Source organism: Halobaculum rubrum, from assembly GCF_019880225.1.
GTDB classification, from domain to species: domain Archaea; phylum Halobacteriota; class Halobacteria; order Halobacteriales; family Haloferacaceae; genus Halobaculum; species Halobaculum rubrum.
On the sequence record NZ_CP082284.1, the window covers coordinates 161,013 to 181,141 of the forward strand.

19 protein-coding genes are annotated in these 20,129 nt (G+C 69.5%); 9 read left to right on the forward strand and 10 right to left on the reverse strand.

What is annotated here, in order from left to right; genetic code table 11:
- Window positions 1-97 precede the first annotated feature (97 nt).
- The 3 genes from K6T25_RS00885 to K6T25_RS00895 form a co-directional block, all read right to left on the reverse strand.
- Window positions 98-955 (reverse strand): segregation and condensation protein A, encoded by an 858-nt coding sequence (locus K6T25_RS00885; protein WP_222915770.1) that lies wholly within the window; start codon window positions 953-955, stop codon window positions 98-100.
- Window positions 948-4,535: a chromosome segregation protein SMC gene (gene smc, locus K6T25_RS00890; RefSeq protein WP_222915772.1), complete on the reverse strand. Its 3,588-nt coding sequence runs from the start codon at window positions 4,533-4,535 to the stop codon at window positions 948-950. Before smc ends, K6T25_RS00885 begins: the two co-directional genes overlap by 8 nt.
- Window positions 4,536-4,614: 79 nt before the next feature.
- On the reverse strand, window positions 4,615-4,938 hold the full coding sequence (locus K6T25_RS00895; protein ID WP_222915773.1) for a DUF7518 family protein: 324 nt from the start codon (window positions 4,936-4,938) through the stop codon (window positions 4,615-4,617).
- Window positions 4,939-5,208: 270 nt separating this feature from the next.
- Here K6T25_RS00895 and K6T25_RS00900 point away from each other — a divergent pair, with 270 nt between their 5' ends.
- From K6T25_RS00900 to K6T25_RS00910, 3 genes are all read left to right on the forward strand, one after another.
- Window positions 5,209-6,855 (forward strand): alkaline phosphatase family protein, encoded by a 1,647-nt coding sequence (locus K6T25_RS00900; RefSeq protein ID WP_225917773.1) that lies wholly within the window; start codon window positions 5,209-5,211, stop codon window positions 6,853-6,855.
- Between the two features lie 109 nt (window positions 6,856-6,964).
- Entirely contained in the window at window positions 6,965-7,888 is a 924-nt protein-coding gene (locus K6T25_RS00905) for a presenilin family intramembrane aspartyl protease PSH (protein ID WP_222915774.1), read from the forward strand.
- A complete protein-coding gene (locus K6T25_RS00910) occupies window positions 7,885-8,760 on the forward strand; it encodes a presenilin family intramembrane aspartyl protease PSH (RefSeq protein WP_222915775.1) in 876 nt (291 codons plus the stop codon). Before K6T25_RS00905 ends, K6T25_RS00910 begins: the two co-directional genes overlap by 4 nt.
- Window positions 8,761-8,827: 67 nt before the next feature.
- Here the strand turns inward: K6T25_RS00910 and K6T25_RS00915 are convergent, their stop codons facing one another.
- Entirely contained in the window at window positions 8,828-9,301 is a 474-nt protein-coding gene (locus tag K6T25_RS00915) for a PUA domain-containing protein (protein ID WP_222915776.1), read from the reverse strand.
- Window positions 9,298-9,795, reverse strand: a complete 498-nt coding sequence (locus K6T25_RS00920; protein WP_222915777.1) for a LabA-like NYN domain-containing protein — start codon at window positions 9,793-9,795, stop codon at window positions 9,298-9,300. Before K6T25_RS00920 ends, K6T25_RS00915 begins: the two co-directional genes overlap by 4 nt.
- Window positions 9,796-9,878: 83 nt before the next feature.
- On the opposite strand from K6T25_RS00920, the gene K6T25_RS00925 reads away from it, so the two are divergent.
- Together K6T25_RS00925 and K6T25_RS00930 are read left to right on the forward strand one after the other, a co-directional pair.
- On the forward strand, window positions 9,879-10,388 hold the full coding sequence (locus K6T25_RS00925; protein ID WP_222915778.1) for a nucleoside deaminase: 510 nt from the start codon (window positions 9,879-9,881) through the stop codon (window positions 10,386-10,388).
- Between the two features lie 96 nt (window positions 10,389-10,484).
- Entirely contained in the window at window positions 10,485-11,495 is a 1,011-nt protein-coding gene (locus tag K6T25_RS00930; RefSeq protein ID WP_222915779.1) for a PhzF family phenazine biosynthesis protein, read from the forward strand.
- Window positions 11,496-11,587: 92 nt separating this feature from the next.
- Here K6T25_RS00930 and K6T25_RS00935 read toward each other — a convergent pair whose 3' ends face one another.
- Window positions 11,588-12,109: a hypothetical protein gene (locus tag K6T25_RS00935; RefSeq protein ID WP_222915780.1), complete on the reverse strand. Its 522-nt coding sequence runs from the start codon at window positions 12,107-12,109 to the stop codon at window positions 11,588-11,590.
- Window positions 12,110-12,375: 266 nt separating this feature from the next.
- Here K6T25_RS00935 and ppsA point away from each other — a divergent pair, with 266 nt between their 5' ends.
- The 3 genes from ppsA (at window position 12,376) to K6T25_RS00950 (ending at window position 16,618) form a co-directional block, all read left to right on the forward strand.
- The gene (ppsA, locus tag K6T25_RS00940) at window positions 12,376-14,700 is read left to right on the forward strand and encodes a phosphoenolpyruvate synthase (protein ID WP_222915781.1); all 2,325 of its coding nucleotides are present in this window, start codon (window positions 12,376-12,378) and stop codon (window positions 14,698-14,700) included.
- A gap of 75 nt (window positions 14,701-14,775) precedes the next feature.
- Complete coding sequence (gene mfnA, locus K6T25_RS00945) at window positions 14,776-15,870, forward strand: tyrosine decarboxylase MfnA (protein WP_222915782.1); 1,095 nt, start codon at window positions 14,776-14,778, stop codon at window positions 15,868-15,870.
- Between the two features lie 199 nt (window positions 15,871-16,069).
- A complete protein-coding gene (locus K6T25_RS00950; RefSeq protein WP_222917793.1) occupies window positions 16,070-16,618 on the forward strand; it encodes a YqaA family protein in 549 nt (182 codons plus the stop codon).
- 58 nt (window positions 16,619-16,676) lie between these two features.
- On the opposite strand, the gene K6T25_RS00955 is transcribed toward K6T25_RS00950, so the two are convergent.
- The 3 genes from K6T25_RS00955 to K6T25_RS00965 all read right to left on the reverse strand — a co-directional run bounded on the left by K6T25_RS00955 (window position 16,677) and on the right by K6T25_RS00965 (window position 18,686).
- A complete protein-coding gene (locus K6T25_RS00955; RefSeq protein WP_222915783.1) occupies window positions 16,677-17,840 on the reverse strand; it encodes a DNA-methyltransferase in 1,164 nt (387 codons plus the stop codon).
- 81 nt (window positions 17,841-17,921) lie between these two features.
- Window positions 17,922-18,278, reverse strand: a complete 357-nt coding sequence (locus K6T25_RS00960) for a winged helix-turn-helix transcriptional regulator (protein ID WP_222915784.1) — start codon at window positions 18,276-18,278, stop codon at window positions 17,922-17,924.
- 117 nt (window positions 18,279-18,395) lie between these two features.
- A complete protein-coding gene (locus K6T25_RS00965) occupies window positions 18,396-18,686 on the reverse strand; it encodes a DUF7964 domain-containing protein (protein ID WP_222915785.1) in 291 nt (96 codons plus the stop codon).
- 255 nt (window positions 18,687-18,941) lie between these two features.
- Here K6T25_RS00965 and K6T25_RS00970 point away from each other — a divergent pair, with 255 nt between their 5' ends.
- Window positions 18,942-19,637 (forward strand): helix-turn-helix domain-containing protein, encoded by a 696-nt coding sequence (locus tag K6T25_RS00970; protein WP_222915786.1) that lies wholly within the window; start codon window positions 18,942-18,944, stop codon window positions 19,635-19,637.
- Window positions 19,638-19,671: 34 nt separating this feature from the next.
- On the opposite strand, the gene ddfA is transcribed toward K6T25_RS00970, so the two are convergent.
- Window positions 19,672-19,953, reverse strand: a complete 282-nt coding sequence (gene ddfA / locus K6T25_RS00975) for a DdfA family disk-determining factor (protein WP_222915788.1) — start codon at window positions 19,951-19,953, stop codon at window positions 19,672-19,674.
- Between the last annotated feature and the right edge of the window lie 176 nt (window positions 19,954-20,129).

Genomic DNA, 20,129 nt, shown 5'->3' on the forward strand with positions numbered 1-20,129 from the left:
GGCGCCTCGGGGAACGGTGGCGAGGTCTTCCGGCCGAGCCACCCAGAACGACCCTACAATGAGGTACGTCTCCGACGTACTGCGATAGGATCCGTCCTTAGTCCGCGATCGCCTCGTCGCCCGCGGCGGCGACCCCCGCGTCGCGCACCCAGAGATCGCCGAACAGGTCGTCCTGCTCAAGCGTGATCTCCCCGCGGTGCGCCAGAAACAGCAGCGCGAGATACGTCGTCACCGCGGTGCTCCCGGTGTCGGCGATCTCCCCGAACAGCACCTCGTTGCGCCCGCGTTCGTACTGCGGGCGCAGTCGTGCGCGGACGTCCTCGATGACCGTCTCGATGTCCTCCTCGTGTGCCGTCCCCGTCACGTCGTCCTCGCCGGGCTCGCCTTCGCGGCGGAGGTCATCGTCGCCGCGGTACTCCAGCGTCTGCGTCCCCCGGGAGAACCCCCGCGGCGACTCGCTGGTGTCGTACTCGCGCGACTCCTTCCACCAGGTGCCCCGTTCGGCCTCCCGAAGCTCGCGGACGAGTTCGTCCAGCGTCTCGGGCGACCCGCGGGTGCTCTTGCGCTCCAGTCGGCGGTCCATCTCGTCTTCCAGCGCGTCCACGGGGTCGAATCCGTCGTCGATCGGCGCGTCGTCGACCATCGCGGCGTCGCCCTCGAAGGCCCGCTCCCACGGTTCGAGGTCGTCCTCGGGGTCGTCCTCATCGTCGGCGAGCATGTCGTCTGACTTCATCCGCAGGAGGACGCTCGCGTAGAACAGCGCCCGCCCCCCGGTTCGGAGGTCGGCCTCGTCGAGGCGGTCGAGGAACGCGTCGGTCACCTCGACCACGTCGATGTCCCACGGGTCGATCTCGCCCTCCTCCGCGAGGTTGACCAGCACCTCCACCGGCTCGACCTCGTCGTCGTCGGTCTCGTCGGGCGGGGCGATCTCCGCGTCGCCGGGCGCCTCAATCATCCGCCTGCACCTCCGGCACCGGCTCGCCGTTGTCGCCGAGTTGGATCCCCGTCACCGCCGAGACGTTGTCCGACTGCATCGTCACGCCGATGGCGCGCTCGGAGCGCTCCAACAGCGCCGAGCGGTGGCTGACAACGACGAACTGCGCCTCGCCCGCGAGGTCGTGGACCATCTCGCCGACGCGCTCGGCGTTGACCGCGTCGAGGAACGCGTCGACCTCGTCGAGCGCGTAGAAGGGCGCGGGGTTGTGCCGCTGGATTGCGAAGATGAACGCCAGCGCCGTCAGCGACTTCTCGCCGCCGGACATCGCGTCGAGGCGCTGGACCGGCTTGTCCGCCGGCTGCGCCTTCATCGTCAGGCCGCCCTCGAAGGGATCTTCGGGGTCCTCCAGCACCAACTCGCCGGTCCCGGCCGAGAGCCGCTGAAAGATCTCGGTGAACTGCTCGTCGATGGCCTCGAAGGCGTCCATGAACGTCGCCCGCTTCTGGGACTCGAACTGGTCGATCCGCTCCGCGATCGCCTCGCGCTCCTCGACGAGTACGTCGCGGCGCTCCTGCAGGTCGTCTAAGTCCGCCTGCACGTCGTCGTACTCGTCGATCGCGAGCATGTTCACCGGCTCCAACTCCTCCATCTCTGCCTGGAGCCGGTCGATCTCGGACTCGACGGTGTCGTGGTCCGGGATCGCCTCGGGGTCGTAGCTGCCGACCTGCTCCTCCAACGAGTCGATCTCCCACTCCAGCCGCTCCGCGGTCTCGCGCAGCGACTCAAGCTTCGAGACGACGCGCTCGACCTTCGACTCCTGTTCGTCGCGGGCGGACTTCGCCTCGCGGAACGATTCTTTGACGGCCTCGCGCTCCTCCTTGAGGTCCGCGAGTTCGTCCTCCAGCTCGGCGATGGCGTCGCGCTTCTGTTCCAGCGTCGCCTCCTTCTCGACGATCCGCTCCTCGAACTCGTCGATCCGTTCCTCGGCGTCCGCCTTCTTCGACTGCGCCTCCTCGACGGTGTCGTGGAGGTCGTCGACGGCGTCCTCCGCGTACTGCTTCTCCAGTTGGAGCTGGTTCAACTCGCCGTCGAGGTCGTCCATCCGGTCCTCGAGGTCGTCGATCTCCGCCCGGATCTCGTCGGCTCGCGCCGACAGCTCCGGGATCTTGGAGTCGGCAAGCTCCGATTCCAGCTCCTCGATGTCGGCCTCGATCGTCTCGATCTCCTCGTCGGCCGCGTCGATCTCCTCGTCGAGGCCCGTCATCTTCGCGTCGACGGACTCGCGCTCCTCGCGCAGTTCCTCGAGGCGCTCCTCCAACTCGCCGATCCGGCCCTCTTTCTCCTCGAGTGTCTCCTCGGCGCGCTCGATGTCGGACTCGATGTCCCGGACCTTCTCGGCGGCGTCGGCGGCGCGCGAGCGGGCGTCGTCGAGGTCGTCGTCGATGTCGGCGATCTCGGCTTTGATCCGCTGGCGCTCGTCCTCCAGCTCGTGGATCTCCTCGGCGACGCGCTCCAGCTTCCCCTTCCCGGACTTCGAGAAGGAGTATCGGGAGCCGCCGCCGGAGCCGCCGGTCATCGCGCCGGACTTCTCCACGAGGTCGCCGTCCAGCGTCACCATCCGGTAGTTGCCCATCAGGTGCCGGGCGGTGTCCATGTCCTCGACGACGAGCGTCGACCCGAGCACGTACGAGAAGATCCCCTCGTACTCGGGGTCGTAGTCGACGAGGTTGCGCGCGAAGTCGACGACGCCGGGGTCGTTCGGCAGCGACGGGAGTCCGCGCTCGTCCATCTCCGTGATCGGGAGGAACGTCGCGCGCCCCGCGTTGCGCTGCTTCAGGTAGTCGATGCAGTCGGAGCCGACGCCGTCGTCGTCGACGACGACGTTCGCGAGCCGTCCGCCCGCTGCGGTCTCACACGCCGTCGCATACTCGCCGGGCACCGACGCGAGTTCGCCCACGGGGCCGTGGACGCCGCCGAAGTCGGCGTTCGTGACGGTCGTGACCGCCCGCGGCCACGAGGTGTCGCCGGAGTCGCCGGCGCGGGCCTCCAGCTTGGAGTACTGCTGTTGCTTCTCGCGGATCTCCTCCTCGACCCCGTCGAGTTCCTCCTGATACTCGGCCTTCTCGGCGCGGAGGTCCTCGATGACGCCGTCGATGTTGGCCTTGTTCTTCTCGGCCTTGTCGAGTTCGGAGTGGAGGTTCGAGACGCGCTCGTTCAACCGCGGGATCGCCTCCCGCGTCTCCTGCAGCTCGTCCTCGACGTCGCCGATCTCGTTCGAGCGCCGGCGCGCGTCGTCGAGCAGGCGGTCCTTCTCGCGCTGGAGCTCGTTCTTCTCGGCGCGCAGCTCCTCCAGCGACTCCTTCCGGTCGGCCAGCTCGGCCTTCAGCTCGTCGAACTCGGTGTCGACGCTGTCGATCTCGGCCTGAACGTCCGCCAGCTCGGTCTGCTTCGATTTGAGCGTCGACTTCAGGTTCGCCGTCTCGACTTTCGTCTCGCGGATCTCCGCGTCGAACTCGTCGATCTCCTCGCTCTTCTTGTCGATGGCGACGAACGCGTCGCGGCGCTCGGTCTCGGCCTCCTCGACGCGCTCGCGCTGGTTCTCGATCTTCCCCTCGAGTCGGGAGACGTCGCCCTTGATCTCCTCGATCTCGGCTTTGATCGCGATCTGCTCGTCCTCGCCCTTGCGCTCGATCTCGCGGTTGATCTCGTCGAGGTCCTCCTCGAGGTCGTCGACGCGAGCCTGTCGGTCGTCGAGTTCCGCGCGGAGGTCCTCGAGTTCCCCCTCCCGGGACGCCATCGACTCGCGGGTGCCGGCGAGGTCCTCGCGTTTGTCCTCCAGCTCGGCGGCCGTCAGGTAGCCCTCGTACTCCTCCTTCTCGTCGCGAAGGTCCTGATACTGGAGGGCCGTCTCGCGCTCGTCGGCCAACTGGTCGAGCCGGTCCTCCTTCTCCCCGATTCGGAGGTCGGCCTCGTCGATGCGCTCCTCGACCGTCTCCAGTTCCTCGAAGGCGTCCTCCTTCTTAGCGTCGAACTCGGCGACGCCCGCGATCTCGTCGATGATCCCCCGACGCTCGTGGGGGGTCATGTTGATGATGTCGGTCACGTCGCCCTGCATGACAACGTTGTACCCCTCCGGGGTGACGCCGGCCTGCGCGAGCAGGTCCTGGATGTCCGAGAGGTTGACCGAGCGGCCGTTGAGGTAGTAGTACGAGTAGTAGTTGTCGTCGGTCTCCTTCACCCGACGCTTGATCGTTATCTGGTCGGTGTCGCCGACGTCGTCGCTGCCGGCGGCGCTGACGACCTGTGAGCGGTCGAGCGTCCCCTCGGAGTTGTCGAGGACGACCTCGACGCTCGCCTCTCGGTCGCCGGCGGGCCCCTCGCCCTCCTCGTAGCCGGGGTTGTAGATGAGATCGGTGAGTTTCTCCGCGCGGATACCGCGCGTGCGCGCGAGTCCGAGCGCGAACAACACCCCGTCGATGATGTTCGACTTTCCCGAGCCGTTCGGTCCGGTGATGACTGTGAAGTCCTCGTAGAAGGGGATCCGCGTCGGTCGCCCGAAGCTCTTGAAGTTGTCCAGTACGAGTTCCGTGATGTGCATGCGTGAGGTGGAACGTGGTGTGGTACCCGTCGCGCCGTCGTGACGACGGCGCCGCGGGCTCGATTACGTGTCGGTGGACTTACGCGACGATGATGTCGTCGGAGTCGTCGTCCGAGGAGTCGGACTCCTCGGTCGTCCCCTCATCGGTGCCGCGGGCCGCTTTCTGGGCCGAGCCCTCCTCGTCGGCGATCACGCGGTCGTCGCCGGCGCCGTTCGTCGCCGACTCGTTCGGGACGAACTCGGCGTTCGGATTGCGGTCGGGTGTCGACTCCTCGTCGACCTCCGTCGCGCGCTCCAGCTGCGAGATGCGCTCTTTCGCTTCCACCAGTTCCTCCGTCAGTCCGTCCACGGCCGCCTGCAGCTCGGCGACCTGTGCCTCGAGATCCTCAACCCGATTTCCCATACACCGTCAGGGCCTCCCATCCGTATAAATCCGCGTCAGACAGAGGGATACCCCGATACACGCCCCGATACCGGACATAACGGGCGTTTCAGGCTCTATCACAGGAGATCTCTATACGGCCGCTATACACGCTATTACGATATATCGAACAGTGTCGACGACGTCACGCGGTACGTCCTTCCTACTCCTAGTAGCGACCTCGTAACATAGTGGCCAACACGGGATCCTGCGCACGAATGTGGAACCTTAGCCCGGTGAGCAACGATACCTATGGAGGCCGATAGAGCGATGATCGACGCGGAGACCCCGCCCGCGTTCGTTCTCGGGTTCGACGGCGTCCCCTGGAACCTGATCGAGCGCTGGGTCGACGAGGGTGAGCTCCCGGCGTTCGCTCGGCTGTTCGAGTCCGGGACGACGGGACCGTTGAAGAGCACCACGCCGGCATCGACCCCGCTGGCGTGGCCCTCGATCGCGACCGGACGACGACCGGACGGGCACGGATCGTACTGGTTCCGGACGATCGGCTCGGATTACTCGCACTCGGTGACGATGAGTCACGATATCGGCGGTCCCTTCGCGTGGGACCTGCTCGCGCCGGCGTCCGTCGCGAACGTCCCGATGACGTATCCCGCACGGCCGATGGACGGTTACATGGTCACCGGGATGATGACCCCGCACAAGCGCGAGGGGTTCACACATCCGCCCGAGCTGGCGGAGACACTCGCCGAGCGTGTTCCGGACTATCGGATCGGACTCGACTGGGAGTCGTACGACGGCGACAAGCGAGAGTTCGCCGCCGAGATCGACGACGTTGTCGACGGACGCGAGCGCTTGCTCGAGTACCTGCTCGCGGAGACGGAGTTCAGGCTGGGGTTCGTCGTGTTCACCGCGCCCGACCGCCTCCAGCACCTCGTGTGGGACGAGGACGTGCTCCTCGAACACTACCGGCGGCTCGACGAGGTGCTCGCGACCGTCCGGTCGTACGTCGAGGCGCGCGACGGGACGCTGTTCGTCGTCTCGGACCACGGGTTCGGCCCGGCCGAGCGGATCGTCTCCGCCAACCGCGCGCTCGAGCGCGAGGGGCTGCTCTCCCGCCGCACCGACGAGGGAACGCGGGGCGTCCTCGGCCGACTGGGCGTGACCAAATCGACGGTTCGGGGGTGGCTCGACCGCGTCGGCATCGACGACGCCACCATCGTCGAGTCCGTTCCACAGGGGCTCGTCGACATGGTCGCGATGCAGGTCCCCGGCACCAACGCGGTGTACGACATCGAGTACGGGGAGTCCCTGGCGTTCGTCCGCGGTGCCGGCTCGGTGTATCTCAACCGGAGCGATCGGTTCGAGGACGGTACCGTCGACCCCGACGAGGTCCCGGAGTTAAAATCGCGGGTGCGCGCCTGCCTCGAGTCGGTGGCGGACCCGGAGACCGGCGAGCGTGTCCTCGAGGTGTTCGACGGCGACGAGCTGTTCCCGACCGACGACTCCTCGCCCGAGCTCGTCGTGGAAGCCGAGCCGGGGTATCTCGTGCAGACGCCCCTCGCCGACGAGGTGGTCGTCGATGCACAGTCCACGGCGGCCGGACACCGCCCGGAGGGGATCTTCCTCGCGACCGGGCCGGACGTCGCTGCGGGACGACGGATCGACGGGGCCACGGTCTTCGACGTGCTCCCGACGCTTCTGCACGCGCTCGGCGAACCCGTTCCGACGACCGTCGACGGCGAGGTGATCGACTCGGTGTTCGCCGACGGGAGCGAACCGGCCGTCACCGAGCCGACCGTTCGTCCGTACGAGGGCGCCGACCGGGAGCGCCGGGCGCCGCCGGGTGAACGCGCTGCGACGAACGGGGCGGAAGCGGACGACAAGACCCCCGACGCCGTGGAGGAACGCCTCCGCGGGCTGGGGTATATCGACGACTGATCGACGCTCGGAGCCGTCTCGACGCCGAGGGGTGTCGACACCGGCGGACACGTGTCGCGCGCGGTCGCAACCACAACCACCAAACGCGGGCCACCCCTACCGGCGGGCAATGAAGGCTCGCGCAGTCCGCGGCGTCCTCCTCGCGGGGCTGTTGTTCCTCGTCGTCCACGTCGGCGCCGTCTCGCTGGCGCCCACCTTCGAGGCGGCCGGCTACCAGACGGTCGAGGACCCGCAGAACCCGACCAACTCCGCGCTGTATCTCGGCGCCATCCTCGTCGTCACCGCGCTGATGCTCGCGGCGTTCAAGTACGACTTCGACTGGGCGGTCCGGCTCGTCATCGTCGCCTCCTCGGGGATGCTCTCGTGGTACGTCTTCTCGGTGTTTCTCCCCGGGATAGCTGCCATCGCCGCCGCCGGGCTCGTCGCCGTCGCCCTGCTCGCGTACCCCGAGTGGTACGTGATCGACGCCGCCGGCGCGCTGATGGGTGCCGGCGCCGCCGGACTCTTCGGCATCTCCTTCGGGCTCCTGCCGGCGATCGTCCTCCTGTCGGTGCTCGCGGTGTACGACGCCATCTCGGTGTACGGCACCGAACACATGCTCGACCTCGCGGAGGGCGTGCTCGACCTCAACATCCCCGTCGTGCTCGTCATCCCGCTGGAGTGGTCGTACTCGCTGCTCGAGGAGGGGTCGACCGAGGGCGCCACCGAGGGAACCGACGAGGACGAGCGCGACGTGTTCTTCATCGGCCTCGGCGACGCGGTGATGCCCGCGGTGATGGCCGCCTCGGCGGCGTTCTGGTCGCCTGCACCGGCGTTCGGGCTCCCGATCGTCCCCGCGATGGGGCTGCCGACGCTGTCGGCCATCGTCGGGACGTTCGTCGGCCTCGGAATCCTCCTGCGGATGGTGCTGAAGGGTCGCCCGCACGCCGGCCTCCCGCTGTTGAACGGCGGCGCCATCGGCGGCTACCTGCTCGGCTCGGTCCTCGCCGGCGTCCCGCTCGTACAGGCGCTGGGTCTGGCACAGTATCTGTGACTGATCGTCCCGTGGCCGGCCGTCCCGTCGTCGGGGAGCTGGCCCGGAGACTTCGGGATCCCCGCGTCCGCGGCGCCGTCGGGATCGGCGCCCTGTTTCTCGCTGTTCAGCTGGTCGCGCTCGCGGCGGCCCCGCGGCTCGCCGGCTCCGGCGTCAGCTACGGGAGCGGGGGCGACGCGCTCGTCCCGCTCGTCCTGGGGCTCGCAGTCGGCACCGCCCTCTCGCTGGCGGTGATCCGGTACGGCGCCAGTCGCCGGCTCGTGCGCGGGGTGATGCTCGTGTCGCTCGGCGCCGCCCAGTGGTTCGCCCTCTCCGCGTTTCTGGGGTCCGTCGTGGGCGCCGTCGCGGCGGCCGCGGGGACCGCCCTCGCGTGGCGCGTCCCCCGGCCCGCAGTCCGCAACGCAGTCGCGGTCGTCGGCGTCGCGGGCGGGGCCGCGCTGTTCGGCGCGAGCCTCGCCCCCGCGTACGCCGCCGCCGGGCTGGTCCTCGCGGCCGGCTACGACGCCTACGCCGTGTACGGCTCGGGCCACATGCTCGAGATGGCCGACGCGAGCGCGGACCTTCGGGTTCCGTCGATGTTCGTCGTCCCCACCGACGACGGGGACGCCGACGCGAACGCGACCGTCTCCGGCGAGGGGACGCCCGCGGCGACGCTGCTGGGCGCCGGCGACGCGCTGTTCCCCGCCATGTTGACCGCGAGCGTCGGGATCGGGGCGCCGGGGACGCTCGCCGCGGCCGCGCCGCTGCTCGGATCGCTCGTCGGCCTCGCCGCCCTCCAGGTGCTCGTCCACCGCGTCCGCGGCGTCCACGCGGGGCTGCCGTTCGTCAACGGCGGCGCGCTCGCCGGCTGGCTGGCACTGCTGCTCGTGTGACCTAGGCGATGCCGACTGGCCGCCACGCCATCCGGGTGTCCCCGAGAACGTGCCCGTGGGTCGCCTGTCACTCCGACTCGGCGCCCGATCGCACCTTCACCGCCATCCCCGACGAGAAGTCGCGCATCTCCGCCGCGGCCAGTTCCGCCCGGCCGACGCCGAGCACGGTGTCGTCCTCGTGGACGACGACGACCTCGTCGCGCGGGCGCACGGACTCGCCCACGTCCCCGACGAACTTCGCGAACACGTTCTTCCCGTCGCGGACGAACGGCGCCGACTCGTCGCCGACGACGACGCTGTACTCGGGATGCGGCAGCGCCGATCGGAGCCGTCGGCCGCCCTCGACGCCGAGGGTGAACCGACCGTCCGTCAGGTACGAGACGATCCGCCCGGCGTCGCAGGTGACCTGCCGGGGGCGCCCGCTCGTCGAACGCCGGACCGTCACGTCCTCGTCGGTCGGGAACAGCGCGTCGCCCGCGCCCGCGCCGAACTGGTAGTCCGCGACCGTTCGGAGGTCCTCCAGGGTCGCGTCGCCGCTCATAGCAGGAACGTCTCCTCGCGCTCGCTCATGTCGACGAACGAGTCGGCGGCCGCCTTCAGGTCCGCCGCCGCGGACTCCTCGAAGGCGACCACCTCGACGCGGACGCCCTCGTGGCGGAGATGCGAGCACAGGCGCGAGAAGTCGGCGTCGCCGGTGCAGAGCACGACCGTGTCCACGTGGTCCGCCAGCGTCACCGCGTCGAGACTGATCCCCACGTCCCAGTCGGCCTTCTTCGAGCCGTCGCCGAACGTCTTGATCTCTTTGATCTTCGTCTCGAACCCGATGTCGCGCAGCGCCTGGAAGAACGTCTCCTCGTCGGGCGAGTCCGCGCGGATCACGTACGCGATCGCTCGGGTCAGCTGCCGCCCCATCACGGCCTTCTCCAGCATCTTCGAGTAGTCGACGTTGCGGGAGTAAACGCTCTGTGCGGAGTGATACAGGTTCTGCGAGTCGGCCAACACGGCCACCCGCTGTCCCTCGTGTATCTCGGTCATATCTGTGGGTGTCGGACCGGGCGTTTAGTCGTGTCGGGGCGCGTCGCCGACAGCTACACCATCCTCGGCGACGATAACGCGATATGGCATCTTCGCTCGAAGCCCTGCCGGACCGCTTCGCCGGCCTCAGCCACGAGGACCACGTCCGCGAGGCGATCGAACTGGCCCGGGGCGCCGCGGAGCGCGGCGACGACCCGTACGGCTCCGTGCTCGTGCGCGCCGCGGACGACGAGATCGCGATGACCGAGCGCAACGCCGTCACCACCGAAAACGACGTGCGCCGACATCCGGAGCTGACGCTCGCCCACCGCGCTGCCCGGGAGTTCTCGCCCGAACAGCGCGCCGACCTGATCATGTACACCAGCACCGAGCCGTGTCCGATGTGCGCGGGCGGGATCGCCCACGTCGGCCTCGGCGCGGTCGTCCACGCCACCTCGTCCGAGCGCGGCGCCGAACTGTACGGCTCGGACTCGTGTCTCCCGTCCGCGGAGGTGTACGAGCGCCTCGGCAGCGACGTTGTCGCCGCGGGGCCGGTGCTGCCCGAGGTGGGCGACGCGGTTCACCGCGACTACGGCGGCATCGCCGGCAAGTAAACGGCGCGCAGTCGTCCGGGCCACGCCGTCGACCGGGCCGGAACTCGAACCCCGGAACCACTGGGTGTTTTGTCGCGGCCGACCGGAGGCGAGTACATGACCGACTCCGACGCCACCTCCGACGGGGACCGCCGCGACGCCGCGCTCGTCGACGCGTTCACGACCGAACCGCTCGCGGGCAACGTCGCGGGCGTCGTCCCCGACGCCGACGGCCTCGACGACGGACAGATGCGGGCGATCGCGAACGAACTGGGCGCCAGCGAGACGGCGTTCCTTCACCCGTCGAGCGGGGCCGACCGCCGGGTGCGCTACTTCTCGCCGACAGCGGAGGTCGACCTCTGCGGCCACGCGACCGTCGCCGCCCACGCCCGCCTGTTCGAGACGGGCGCGATCGACGCGGGGACGCACTCGCTGGAGACGAACGTCGGCGTCATCGAGATCGAGGTGACCGACGAGGGGCGGGTGTGGATGACGCAGAACCCGCCGACGGTGTACGAGGTCGAGGTCGACTACGACCGCCTCGGCGACGTGCTCGGCGTCTCCAGCGAGGCCTTCCGCGACGTGGGCGCGGAACTGCCCGTCGCGTACGCCTCGTCGGGGCTGCCGTTCCTTGTCGTCCCGGTGAACTTCCTCGAACACCTCGGCGACATGACGCCGGACTTCGACGCCGTCGCGGCGCTGGCGGACGAGCACGACGCCGCCGGCGTGTACGCGTTCACCTTTGACGCGCTCGGCCCCGACTCCACGGCCCACGGCCGGTGTTTCGTCCCCGGCAGCGGCATCGACGAGGACCCCGTGACCGGAACCGCGAGCGGCGCCTGCGGCGCATACCTCGACCACTTCGGCGCGTTCAGCGGCGGCGACACCGGCGGCGTTCCCGGATCGGATGCCGGCACCGCGGGCGACGGAGGCGACGGCGTCGACGCCGGGACGCCCGAGGAACTGGTGTTCGAACAGGGCCACTACGTCGACCGCCCGGGGCGGGTTCGGGTGCGCCCCGGTGCCGGCGACGGCGGCGCGCCGGTCGTCGGCGGCGACACGGTGACCGCGTTCGAGGGCGAGATCCGCGTCCCCGAGAGCGACGACGACGAGATCATCGAAGTCTGAGTTCTCGCTCCGATCCCGACCGCTGTCCTGCGGTTATTACGTCGGAGGAGGTCTTCGAGAGGACGGAAAGACGCGACGGCGATCCGGAGGAACTACCGCCCCTGAGCCGCGTCCAGCGCCTCCTCTGGTGAGCGGTCGGGCGCCTCGTCGGGGTTCTCGTCGAGGTACGCCTCCGCGTCCGCGATCGTCGCCTCGTTCTCCAGCCCGTACGCCCGCGCCGTCGCCGCGTCCGCGCTGGCGTCGACGACCTCGGGTACGTCGGTCCGCTCGTCGTCGTCCTCGCCGACGTGGCGGCGAACGATCACCGCGGCCGTGACGACCGCGAGAACGGCGCCGACCGCGAGCCCGAGCGCGCCCGCGAGCAGCCAGCCCGCGGCTGGGAGGCCGACCGCTGCGATCGGGACGAGCGCGAGCACGAGGCGACGACGGGAGCGCGCCCGGCGTTCGTACGTCGTCACCACGTCGGATCCGGCGCCGGCGGGGACGACGCGGTGGACCGGCTCCGGGTCCTCCTCGTACCGGAGCACGTCCCAGCGGTCGGCGGCCGCCGCCGCGAGATACGGCTCCTCCGGCGACCCCTCGCCGGACGCATCGGGCTCGGTGGTGTCGCTCACACCTCGTCTCGGGAGCGGGCCGTCGAAAACCCCGCGGTTCGTGAGCACCCTCCCAGGCTGTGCCGCAGTTCGTGAATTCCCTCCCAGGCTGTGCGGTGTCGGCCGCATCCGTACGGGGGCGACAGCGACGGAGACAGCGACGAGATCGACCGTTCGCGAAACCCCACGAGACCCGACGAGAAGTACTCAGAACCGAGTATAGTCTTCAATTCCGTTGCGTCGGTCGATACCTTCTTGGTTCAGTCCTCGGTTCCTCCAGGTACGAAATGGCTGTACTTTGGCTGGACGACGTCTCCGCCGATGACCTGGACACCGTCGGCGGAAAAGGGGCCTCGTTGGGGGAGCTGACCGGCGCCGGCCTGCCGGTCCCACCGGGGTTCGTGGTGACCGCGGGCACGTACCGAACGTTCATCGAGGAGGCGGGCATCGACGAGGAGCTGTTCGCAGCCATGGAGATCGACCCCGAGGACTCCGCGGCGTTGCGGGCGGCCGAGCAGACCGCCAGGGACCTCATTCTCGGGACGGAACTGCCCGAGTCCGTGCGCGAGGAGATCCTCGATGCCTACCGGACGATGGGCGACGACGGCGAGGCGTTCGTCGCGGTGCGCTCGTCGGCGACCGCGGAGGACCTCCCGGACGCCTCCTTCGCGGGCCAACAGGAGACGTTCCTCAACGTCCGCGAGGAGGCGCTGCTGGAGCGCGTGAAGGAGTGCTGGGCGTCGCTGTTCTCCCAGCGCGCCATCTACTACCGACAGCGGCAGGGGTTCCCACACTCGGAGGTCGACATCGCGGTCGTCGTCCAACGGATGGTCGACGCCGAGAAGTCCGGCGTGATGTTCACCTCCCATCCCTCGACGGGGGAGCCTGAGATCATCATCGAGGCCGCGTGGGGACTCGGCGAGGCGGTCGTCTCCGGCTCGGTTTCGCCCGACAACTACGTCGTCAACCGCGAGACGGCGGCCGTCGACGAGGTGACCGTCGCCGACAAGAAGCTCCTCATGGAGAAGGACATGGAGACCGGCGAGACGGTCACGCGCGACGTGCCCGACGAGAAGCGCGAGGCACGGGTGCTCACCGACGAGGAGATCGAGCGGCTCGTCGAGCTCGGGCGACGGGTCGAGGACCACTACGGCGAGCCGCAGGACGTGGAGTGGGCCGTCTACGACGGCGACGTGTACATGCTCCAGTCGCGTCCGATCACGACGATCACGGACGCCTCGGGGTCGACCGAGTCGACCCCGTCGGGCCAGGAGCGCGAGGCCGTCACGAACGGCGGCGCGGCCGCCGGAACCGCCGGGGCGAGCGGCGACGACGACGACGACGTGCTCTTCCGCGGACTCGGTGCCTCGCCGGGGATCGTCTCCGGAGAGGTGCGGATCGTCACGAAGCTCGATCACCTCGACCAGGTCGCCGAGGGCGACATCATCGTCACCGAGATGACGATGCCGGACATGGTGCCCGCGATGAAGCGCGCCGTCGGCATCGTCACCGACGAGGGCGGCATGACCAGCCACGCCGCCATCGTCTCCCGCGAGCTCGGCGTCCCGGCGGTCGTCGGCACCGGCTCGGCCACGAGCGCGCTCTCGGACGGCCAGGTCGTCACCATCGACGGCGACAAGGGAACGATCCGACAGGGTCGCGCGACGAAAGAGGAGGAGGAGTACGAGCCGGTCGAGGCGGTCCGCCCGGAGACGCCGGTCAAGCCGATGACCGCGACGGAGGTGAAGGTGAACGTCTCCATCCCCGAGGCCGCGGAGCGAGCGGCCGCGACGGGCGCCGACGGCGTCGGCCTGCTGCGCATCGAGCACATGGTGCTGTCGCTCGGGGTCACCCCCGAGAAGTACATCGCCGACAACGGCGCCGACGCGTACGTCGAGGAACTCGTCGACGGCATCCGGGAGGTCGCCGAGGAGTTCTACCCGCGGCCCGTGCGCGCGCGAACGCTCGACGCCCCCACCGACGAGTTCCGCGAGCTGGAGGGCGGCGAGAGCGAGCCCGACGAACACAACCCGATGATGGGATGGCGCGGGATCCGCCGTTCGCTCGACAAGACGGACGTGTTCCGCCAGGAACTGACGGCGTTCAAGCGCCTCTACGAGATGGGGTACGACAACGTCGAGCTGATGCTCCCGCTGGTGAACGACGCGGCGGACGTGGAGGCGGCCAAGCGCCACATGGAGGCCGTCGGCATCGACCCCGTGAAGCGTCGCTGGGGCGTGATGATCGAGACGCCCGCCAGCGCGCTCGCCATCGAGGAGCTGGCCGAGTGCGGCATCGACTTCGCCTCGTTCGGGACGAACGACCTCACGCAGTACACGCTCGCGGTCGACCGCAACAACAGCAACGTCGCCGATCGATTCGACGAGCTCCACCCGACGGTGCTCACACTCATCGGCGACGTGATCGAGTCGTGCCGCGAGCTCGACGTGGACACCAGCATCTGCGGGCAGGCGGGGTCGAAGCCGGAGATGGTCGACTTCCTCGTCGAGGAGGGGGTTACGAGCATCTCCGCGAACATCGACGCCGTCCGCGACGTGCAACACGAGGTCAAGCGCACCGAGCAGAAGCTGATCCTCGACGACGTGCGCTGACCGGCACCCGGACACCGCGACACCGGGTCCCCGAAATCGCAATCCCTAATTCCCGCTCCCGTCGTTCTTCCGGCAATGCAGCCGTCCGCCGCCGAGCGCCGTCCCCGGTCGTTCGACCGTGTGCTCTCCTCGATGTGCACGGAGCCGCACCCGGCGGCCCGGCGGGCGGCCGAACGCTTCCTCGCGTCCAATCCCGGCGACCCGGCGACCTACGGGACGATCGCCGAACTGGAGCGCGAGGCCGTCGCCGCGCTCGCGGAGATAACCGGACTCGCCCACACGCTCGGGGGCGACGCCGCCGACGTCTCGTCACACGGCTACGTCACCGCCGGCGGCACCGAGTCGAACATCCAAGCCGTGCGCTCGGCGCGCGAGCGCGCCGACGTCGTCGACCCGGTCGTCGTCGCGCCCGACTCCGCCCACTTCAGCTTCCACAAGGCGGCGTCGGTGCTCGGCGTGGAGCTTCGGACCGTCCCCACCGACGGGGACGGCCGCGTCGACGTGGACGCCGTCGCCGCCGCGATCGACGACGCGGCGCTGGTCGTCGCCGTCGCGGGCTCGACGGAGTACGGTCGCGTCGACCCGATCCCCGCGCTCGCGGACCTGGCGGTCGACGCCGACGTTCCGCTTCACGTCGACGCCGCGTGGGGCGGGTTTCATCTCCCCTTCTCGGGGCACGACTGGGGATTCGCCGTCGACGGCGTCGAGACGGTGACGATCGACCCCCACAAGGTCGGCCGCGCGGCGGTGCCCGCCGGTGGACTGCTCGCGCGCGACCCCGCGACGCTGGACGCGCTCGCGGTCGACACGCCCTACCTCGAAACCGCCTCGCAGGCGAGCCTTACGGGCACCCGCTCGGGTGCGGGCGTCGCCAGCGCGGTCGCGGCGACGGACGCGCTGTGGCCCGACGGCTACCGCCGCGAGCACGAGCGCGCGATGGAACTTGCGACGTGGTTCGCGGACGAACTGCGCGGCCGCGGGCTCGGCGTCGTCGACCCGGAGCTCCCGCTCGTCGCGTTCGACCTCCCGCGAGCGACGTTCGAGGGACTCCGCGAGCGCGGCTGGCGCCTCTCCCGGACCGGCGCCGACGAGGCCCGCGTCGTCGTCATGCCCCACGTCACCCGGGAGTCGCTGTCGGCGTTTCTCGACGACCTCGACGAGTTGCGGTAGTTCGATCCGACCCGCCGGTCGATCCTCGCCGGGAACCACCGAACTTATTCTCCGGTATCCCCCCGGTTCGAACGTGCTTCCGGTCCCCGCCTCCGCCACGCTGACGGCACCGACGGCGGTCGACGCCGTCACCACGGCGGCGTCCGTCGGACTCATCCCCCTCGGCGACGCGGTCGCTCAGCTCGGCACCGCGGTCCCGCTGGCGAGCGAGCCGTCCTGGTGGCCCGACTTCGGCTGGCTCACTCGCCTCGTCGAGACCGCGACCGGCTGGACCGGCCTGGGGATCATCTTCGTCTACTCGTTTCTCATCGCGTTCGCGCTCCCGGGCGTGAGCGAGGTCGTCCTGCTCGCCCCCTTGGATCTGGGGCTCCCCACGTGGGCGAAACTCTCCGTGATCATGTTCGTCTCCGGGCTCGGGAAGGCCGCAGGCTCCGTGTTCGCGTTCCACATCGGGCAGGAGGCGAAGCAGTCCGGCCCGATAATCAGGTGGCTCCGACGCTCTCGGTTCGACGTGATCGAGTGGTCCGAGAGCACCACCGCGGAGCTGGCGCGTCGGTACGGGTACGCGGGGCTCGCGCTCGCGCTGTGTGTCCCGTTCTTTCCGGACACGATCTCCATCTACGCGTTCGCCGTGCTGGAGCGCGACTACTGGCGGTTCGCGCTCGCGACGTTCGTCGGCAGCGTCGGCCGGCTGATCGTCACGCTCGCCCTGTTCGGCGCCGGATCGCTGACGCTCGGCCTGTTCTAAGGCGTCCGTCTCCGGTCCTGTCGACGAGGCACCAGCCGTGACCCCCTCCGTCCTCAACTCACTCCGTCGTCGACGGGGGCTCGTCCGACGACTCGATCGGTTCGTGTCTCACACGATAGCCGCCGGCCGTCGACTCGACCGCGGTCGCCTCGTACAGTCGGATGTCGCGTTCGGCCTTCGTCACCACCGGAAACTCGTAGTGGCTCGCGTCGTAGCCCGGCCGCTCGTCGCGCTCTGTCACGAACGCCCGGTGTTCGCGGAGCCTGCGTCGCCCCCGCTCGCGCGAGAGTGCGGGCGCCCGTCGAGCGTCGGCGTCGAACGACGCGACCAGGTCCGGGTCGCGCTCGACCCCGACGGATCCGCGGCCGGCGGCCATCGCCGCCAGCGTCGTCGTTCCCGTCCCCCAGAACGGGTCGAGCACGCGGTCGCCGTACGTCGAGTACATGTTGAGCAGCCGGTAGGGGAGTTCGAACGGGAACGCCGCCGACCGGTCGCGGGCGTCGCCCCCCTCGAGCGCCTGGTCGACCCCGCGGAGGTCGGTCCAGGCGTCCGAGAACCAGCGGTTGCGCTCCTCCCAGAAGAACGCCGACGCGTAGCGCGCGGGGTCGCCGGCGTCGAACGAGCGGCGCGACCCCTTCCGGAACACGAGCACGTGCTCGTGTTCGAGCGTGACGTAGGCGTTCGGCGGGAGCGTCCCGCTCCCCATGAACTTCGTCGGCGCGTTCGTCGGCTTGCGCCACAGTACGCCCGGCAGGCGGTCCAGTCCCGCCGCGCCGAGTGCGTCCGCGACCCGGGTCGCGTTGTCCCACAGCCGGAACCGCCCGCCGACCGAGCGGGTCGCGTCGCCGACGTTGACGCAGGCGACGCCCCCGGGCGCCAGCACCCGCGCGATCTCGTCCCACGCCGGGGCGAGCGCCTCGTGCATCGCGTCGAACGCGCGCTCGGCGGCCGCCGCGGCGTCGGCATCGCCGGACCGTGCCGCCTCGAGCGCCTCGCTGACCGCGGGGTCGAGGCGCGCGAAGAGGTCGTCCCACTGCTCGACCATCGGATACGGCGGCGACGTGACGACGAGATCGATAGACTCGTCGGGGATCGCGAGCGCACGCGCGTCGCCGCCGACGACCACGTGTTCCGTCTCGAACACCGGGCCGACGCCGGGTGTGGCGGCGTCAGCGTCGGCGTCGTCGACTCCGGTCGCGTTCGGTTCGTCGTCGCCGCTCATCGCGTCATCGGATCGGTCCCCGTGGACCGAGCGAATAAACCCCGGCGGTTCGGTCGAACGACGGGAACGCAGGACGGAGAGCTACTCGGTACAGGCGTCGAGCCACTCGCCTGCCCACGACTCCACCTCGTCGAAGACGACCGAGAGGGACTCCCCCTTCGCGGTCAGCGAGTAGTACGTCGCAACGGGTGCGTCCGGCTCCATGCGCTTGTGGACGAAGTCCATCTCCCGGAGGTCGTCGAGCACCCGCGAGAGCGTCCGCGCGCTCGCGTCCGTGGAGCGCTTCAGCTCGTTGAATCGCTTCTCCCCGTCCAGGAGGTCGTGTAGCACCACGAGCCGCCACTTCGATCCCACCTGTTCGAGCGCGTCGACGACGGGACACGGCCCGGCGTCGAGCGACTCCACGGACTCCGCCGTCTGCGGCTCTTCGACTGCCATGGAATCTCGTACACGTCCGAGGGGTATAGCAGTTCGGATCCGAACCGGGTAACGGACGGCAATCGCAAGTCACGATGTCAGCGGTACGAACGGGGTCGATCAGTTCGCCTGTGTGCCTTACTCCTCGGCGTCGACAGCCGCGCGCTCCGCTTCCCAACTCTTCAGCGAGTCGCGTACCGCCGCCAGATCCTCCGGGTCGCCGGCCTCGCGGCTGTCGACCACCGTCCAGCCCGTGTCGGGATCGTACCCGAGGCCGTGGATCGTCTCGCCAGCCTGCACCGCGAGCGCGCGAATGTCGTCGTCGTCTACTCCCAAGGGCGCGGCCTCGGTGACGCTGTCGGCGTCGCGGAGTGCCTCCAGTTCGGCCGAACGGAGCGGTCGCGGCGGGAGCGAATCGAGGACGGACATGGAGAGAGAACAGAGCGGATGCGGGTTCAACGATCCGACTCGCAATCGGATCGCCCAACGATCGATAGCTGCCGTAACGCTCGTGGGTCCGACGGTGTTGACCGTCTGGTCGGCGGCGCCTGGCGGTCAGTCCGCCGGCGCCGGAAGCGCGACCGAAGGCGACGGTGTCGTCGCCGAAGGGGCGCCCGATGTCGGCCGAGAGCGTGTCGGGCGCCCAAAGATTCATCGAGCCAGGTTGGAACCGGTGAACTGCACATGTCAGGGGGGACCACCGACGGCGACGGCGACGACGTGCTCGAAGTCGAGTTCCGATTCCAGCGATCGGCGTATCCGTTCGTCCGGGTGTCCGCGGTCGCCGACTGTACGCTCGAACTCGCCGAGTTTCTGCCGCGAGCGGACGGCGAGTATGCCGAGTTTTTCACCGTGACGGACGCCGACCCCGAACGGATCACGGCGCTTGCGGCCGAACACGAGGGAACAGAGGCCTCGCTGGTCGAGACGTACCGCGACGGCGGCCTGTTCGAGTTCTTGGTGTCCGACGACTGCCCGGCTCGCCGGCTGGCCGAACTCGGCGCGCTCCCGCGGACGGTTCGGGGAGCCGCCGGTCGGGGCAGCATCGTCGCCGAGATCCCGACGGAAGCCGACGCCGCGGGGATCGTCGGGACGTTCCTCGAGGAAACGCCCGAGGCGACGCTAGCCTCGAAGCGGTCGAAGCCGTCGATGACGCCGCTGCTCTCGCGGGCGACGCTGCACCGAACGCTGGAAGCGGAACTGACAGACCGACAGCGCGAGGTCCTACAGACTGCCTTCGAGGCCGGCTACTACGACTGGCCTCGCGAGTGTACTGGCGAGGAGGTCGCGTCCAAACTCGGTATCTCGTCGGCGACGTTCTCGGAGCACGTCCACGCCGCCGAGCGGACGCTCATCGCGACGCTGTTCGATGAACGCTGAAGCGGGACGCTACCGATACCGGGATTCGAACGGGCTAGGTATCCCCTCCAGTCGGTTCGACTGTCGTCCCACCGCTCGCGTGGATCGTAACGTCGCATCCGTGATAGCGGAACGTGACGTGGCCGTCCGTCGCCCGCGTTCCGGATCCGATCTCTCTCGTGAACAGACGGTCCAGCGCTTCGGGGTCGACCACGTCGTGGAGCGGTGGAAGACGGATCGGGTCAGTGGCGGTCGCCTCGGCGACGGACTCGATCACGAGGCGCGACGGCTGCCGTCCCTCGCCAGTGTCGTCCCGGCTGGTCAGTTGATCTGTCATTCAATGGACTCCCATACCCTCCGTCGACCGACTACGCCATAGTTCGGTTCCCTACAGTTCGAGGGTTTCGTTCGCTCACCGTCGGTACGTCCTTCACCTCTTGTCCGAGCACGGTCGGTCGTGGTGCCCCCGCACTCGGGAGAGCCGGTGGTTCGGCGATTGTATATCGCGCTATA

Excerpts from the sequence above, each read along its gene's own strand:
- ppsA (WP_222915781.1), top strand. The coding sequence starts at position 12,376 with ATGGCTGTACTTTGGCTGGACGACGTCTCCGCCGATGACCTGGACACC.
- K6T25_RS00965 (WP_222915785.1), bottom strand. The coding sequence starts at position 18,686 with ATGTCCGTCCTCGATTCGCTCCCGCCGCGACCGCTCCGTTCGGCCGAA.
- mfnA (WP_222915782.1), top strand. The coding sequence starts at position 14,776 with ATGCAGCCGTCCGCCGCCGAGCGCCGTCCCCGGTCGTTCGACCGTGTG.
- K6T25_RS00905 (WP_222915774.1), top strand. The coding sequence starts at position 6,965 with ATGAAGGCTCGCGCAGTCCGCGGCGTCCTCCTCGCGGGGCTGTTGTTC.
- K6T25_RS00900 (WP_225917773.1), top strand. The coding sequence starts at position 5,209 with ATGGAGGCCGATAGAGCGATGATCGACGCGGAGACCCCGCCCGCGTTC.
- ddfA (WP_222915788.1), bottom strand. The coding sequence starts at position 19,953 with ATGACAGATCAACTGACCAGCCGGGACGACACTGGCGAGGGACGGCAG.
- K6T25_RS00920 (WP_222915777.1), bottom strand. The coding sequence starts at position 9,795 with ATGACCGAGATACACGAGGGACAGCGGGTGGCCGTGTTGGCCGACTCG.
- K6T25_RS00885 (WP_222915770.1), bottom strand. The coding sequence starts at position 955 with ATGATTGAGGCGCCCGGCGACGCGGAGATCGCCCCGCCCGACGAGACC.
- K6T25_RS00895 (WP_222915773.1), bottom strand. The coding sequence starts at position 4,938 with ATGGGAAATCGGGTTGAGGATCTCGAGGCACAGGTCGCCGAGCTGCAG.
- K6T25_RS00915 (WP_222915776.1), bottom strand. The coding sequence starts at position 9,301 with ATGAGCGGCGACGCGACCCTGGAGGACCTCCGAACGGTCGCGGACTAC.
- K6T25_RS00930 (WP_222915779.1), top strand. The coding sequence starts at position 10,485 with ATGACCGACTCCGACGCCACCTCCGACGGGGACCGCCGCGACGCCGCG.
- K6T25_RS00955 (WP_222915783.1), bottom strand. The coding sequence starts at position 17,840 with ATGAGCGGCGACGACGAACCGAACGCGACCGGAGTCGACGACGCCGAC.
- K6T25_RS00970 (WP_222915786.1), top strand. The coding sequence starts at position 18,942 with ATGTCAGGGGGGACCACCGACGGCGACGGCGACGACGTGCTCGAAGTC.
- K6T25_RS00925 (WP_222915778.1), top strand. The coding sequence starts at position 9,879 with ATGGCATCTTCGCTCGAAGCCCTGCCGGACCGCTTCGCCGGCCTCAGC.
- smc (WP_222915772.1), bottom strand. The coding sequence starts at position 4,535 with ATGCACATCACGGAACTCGTACTGGACAACTTCAAGAGCTTCGGGCGA.
- K6T25_RS00960 (WP_222915784.1), bottom strand. The coding sequence starts at position 18,278 with ATGGCAGTCGAAGAGCCGCAGACGGCGGAGTCCGTGGAGTCGCTCGAC.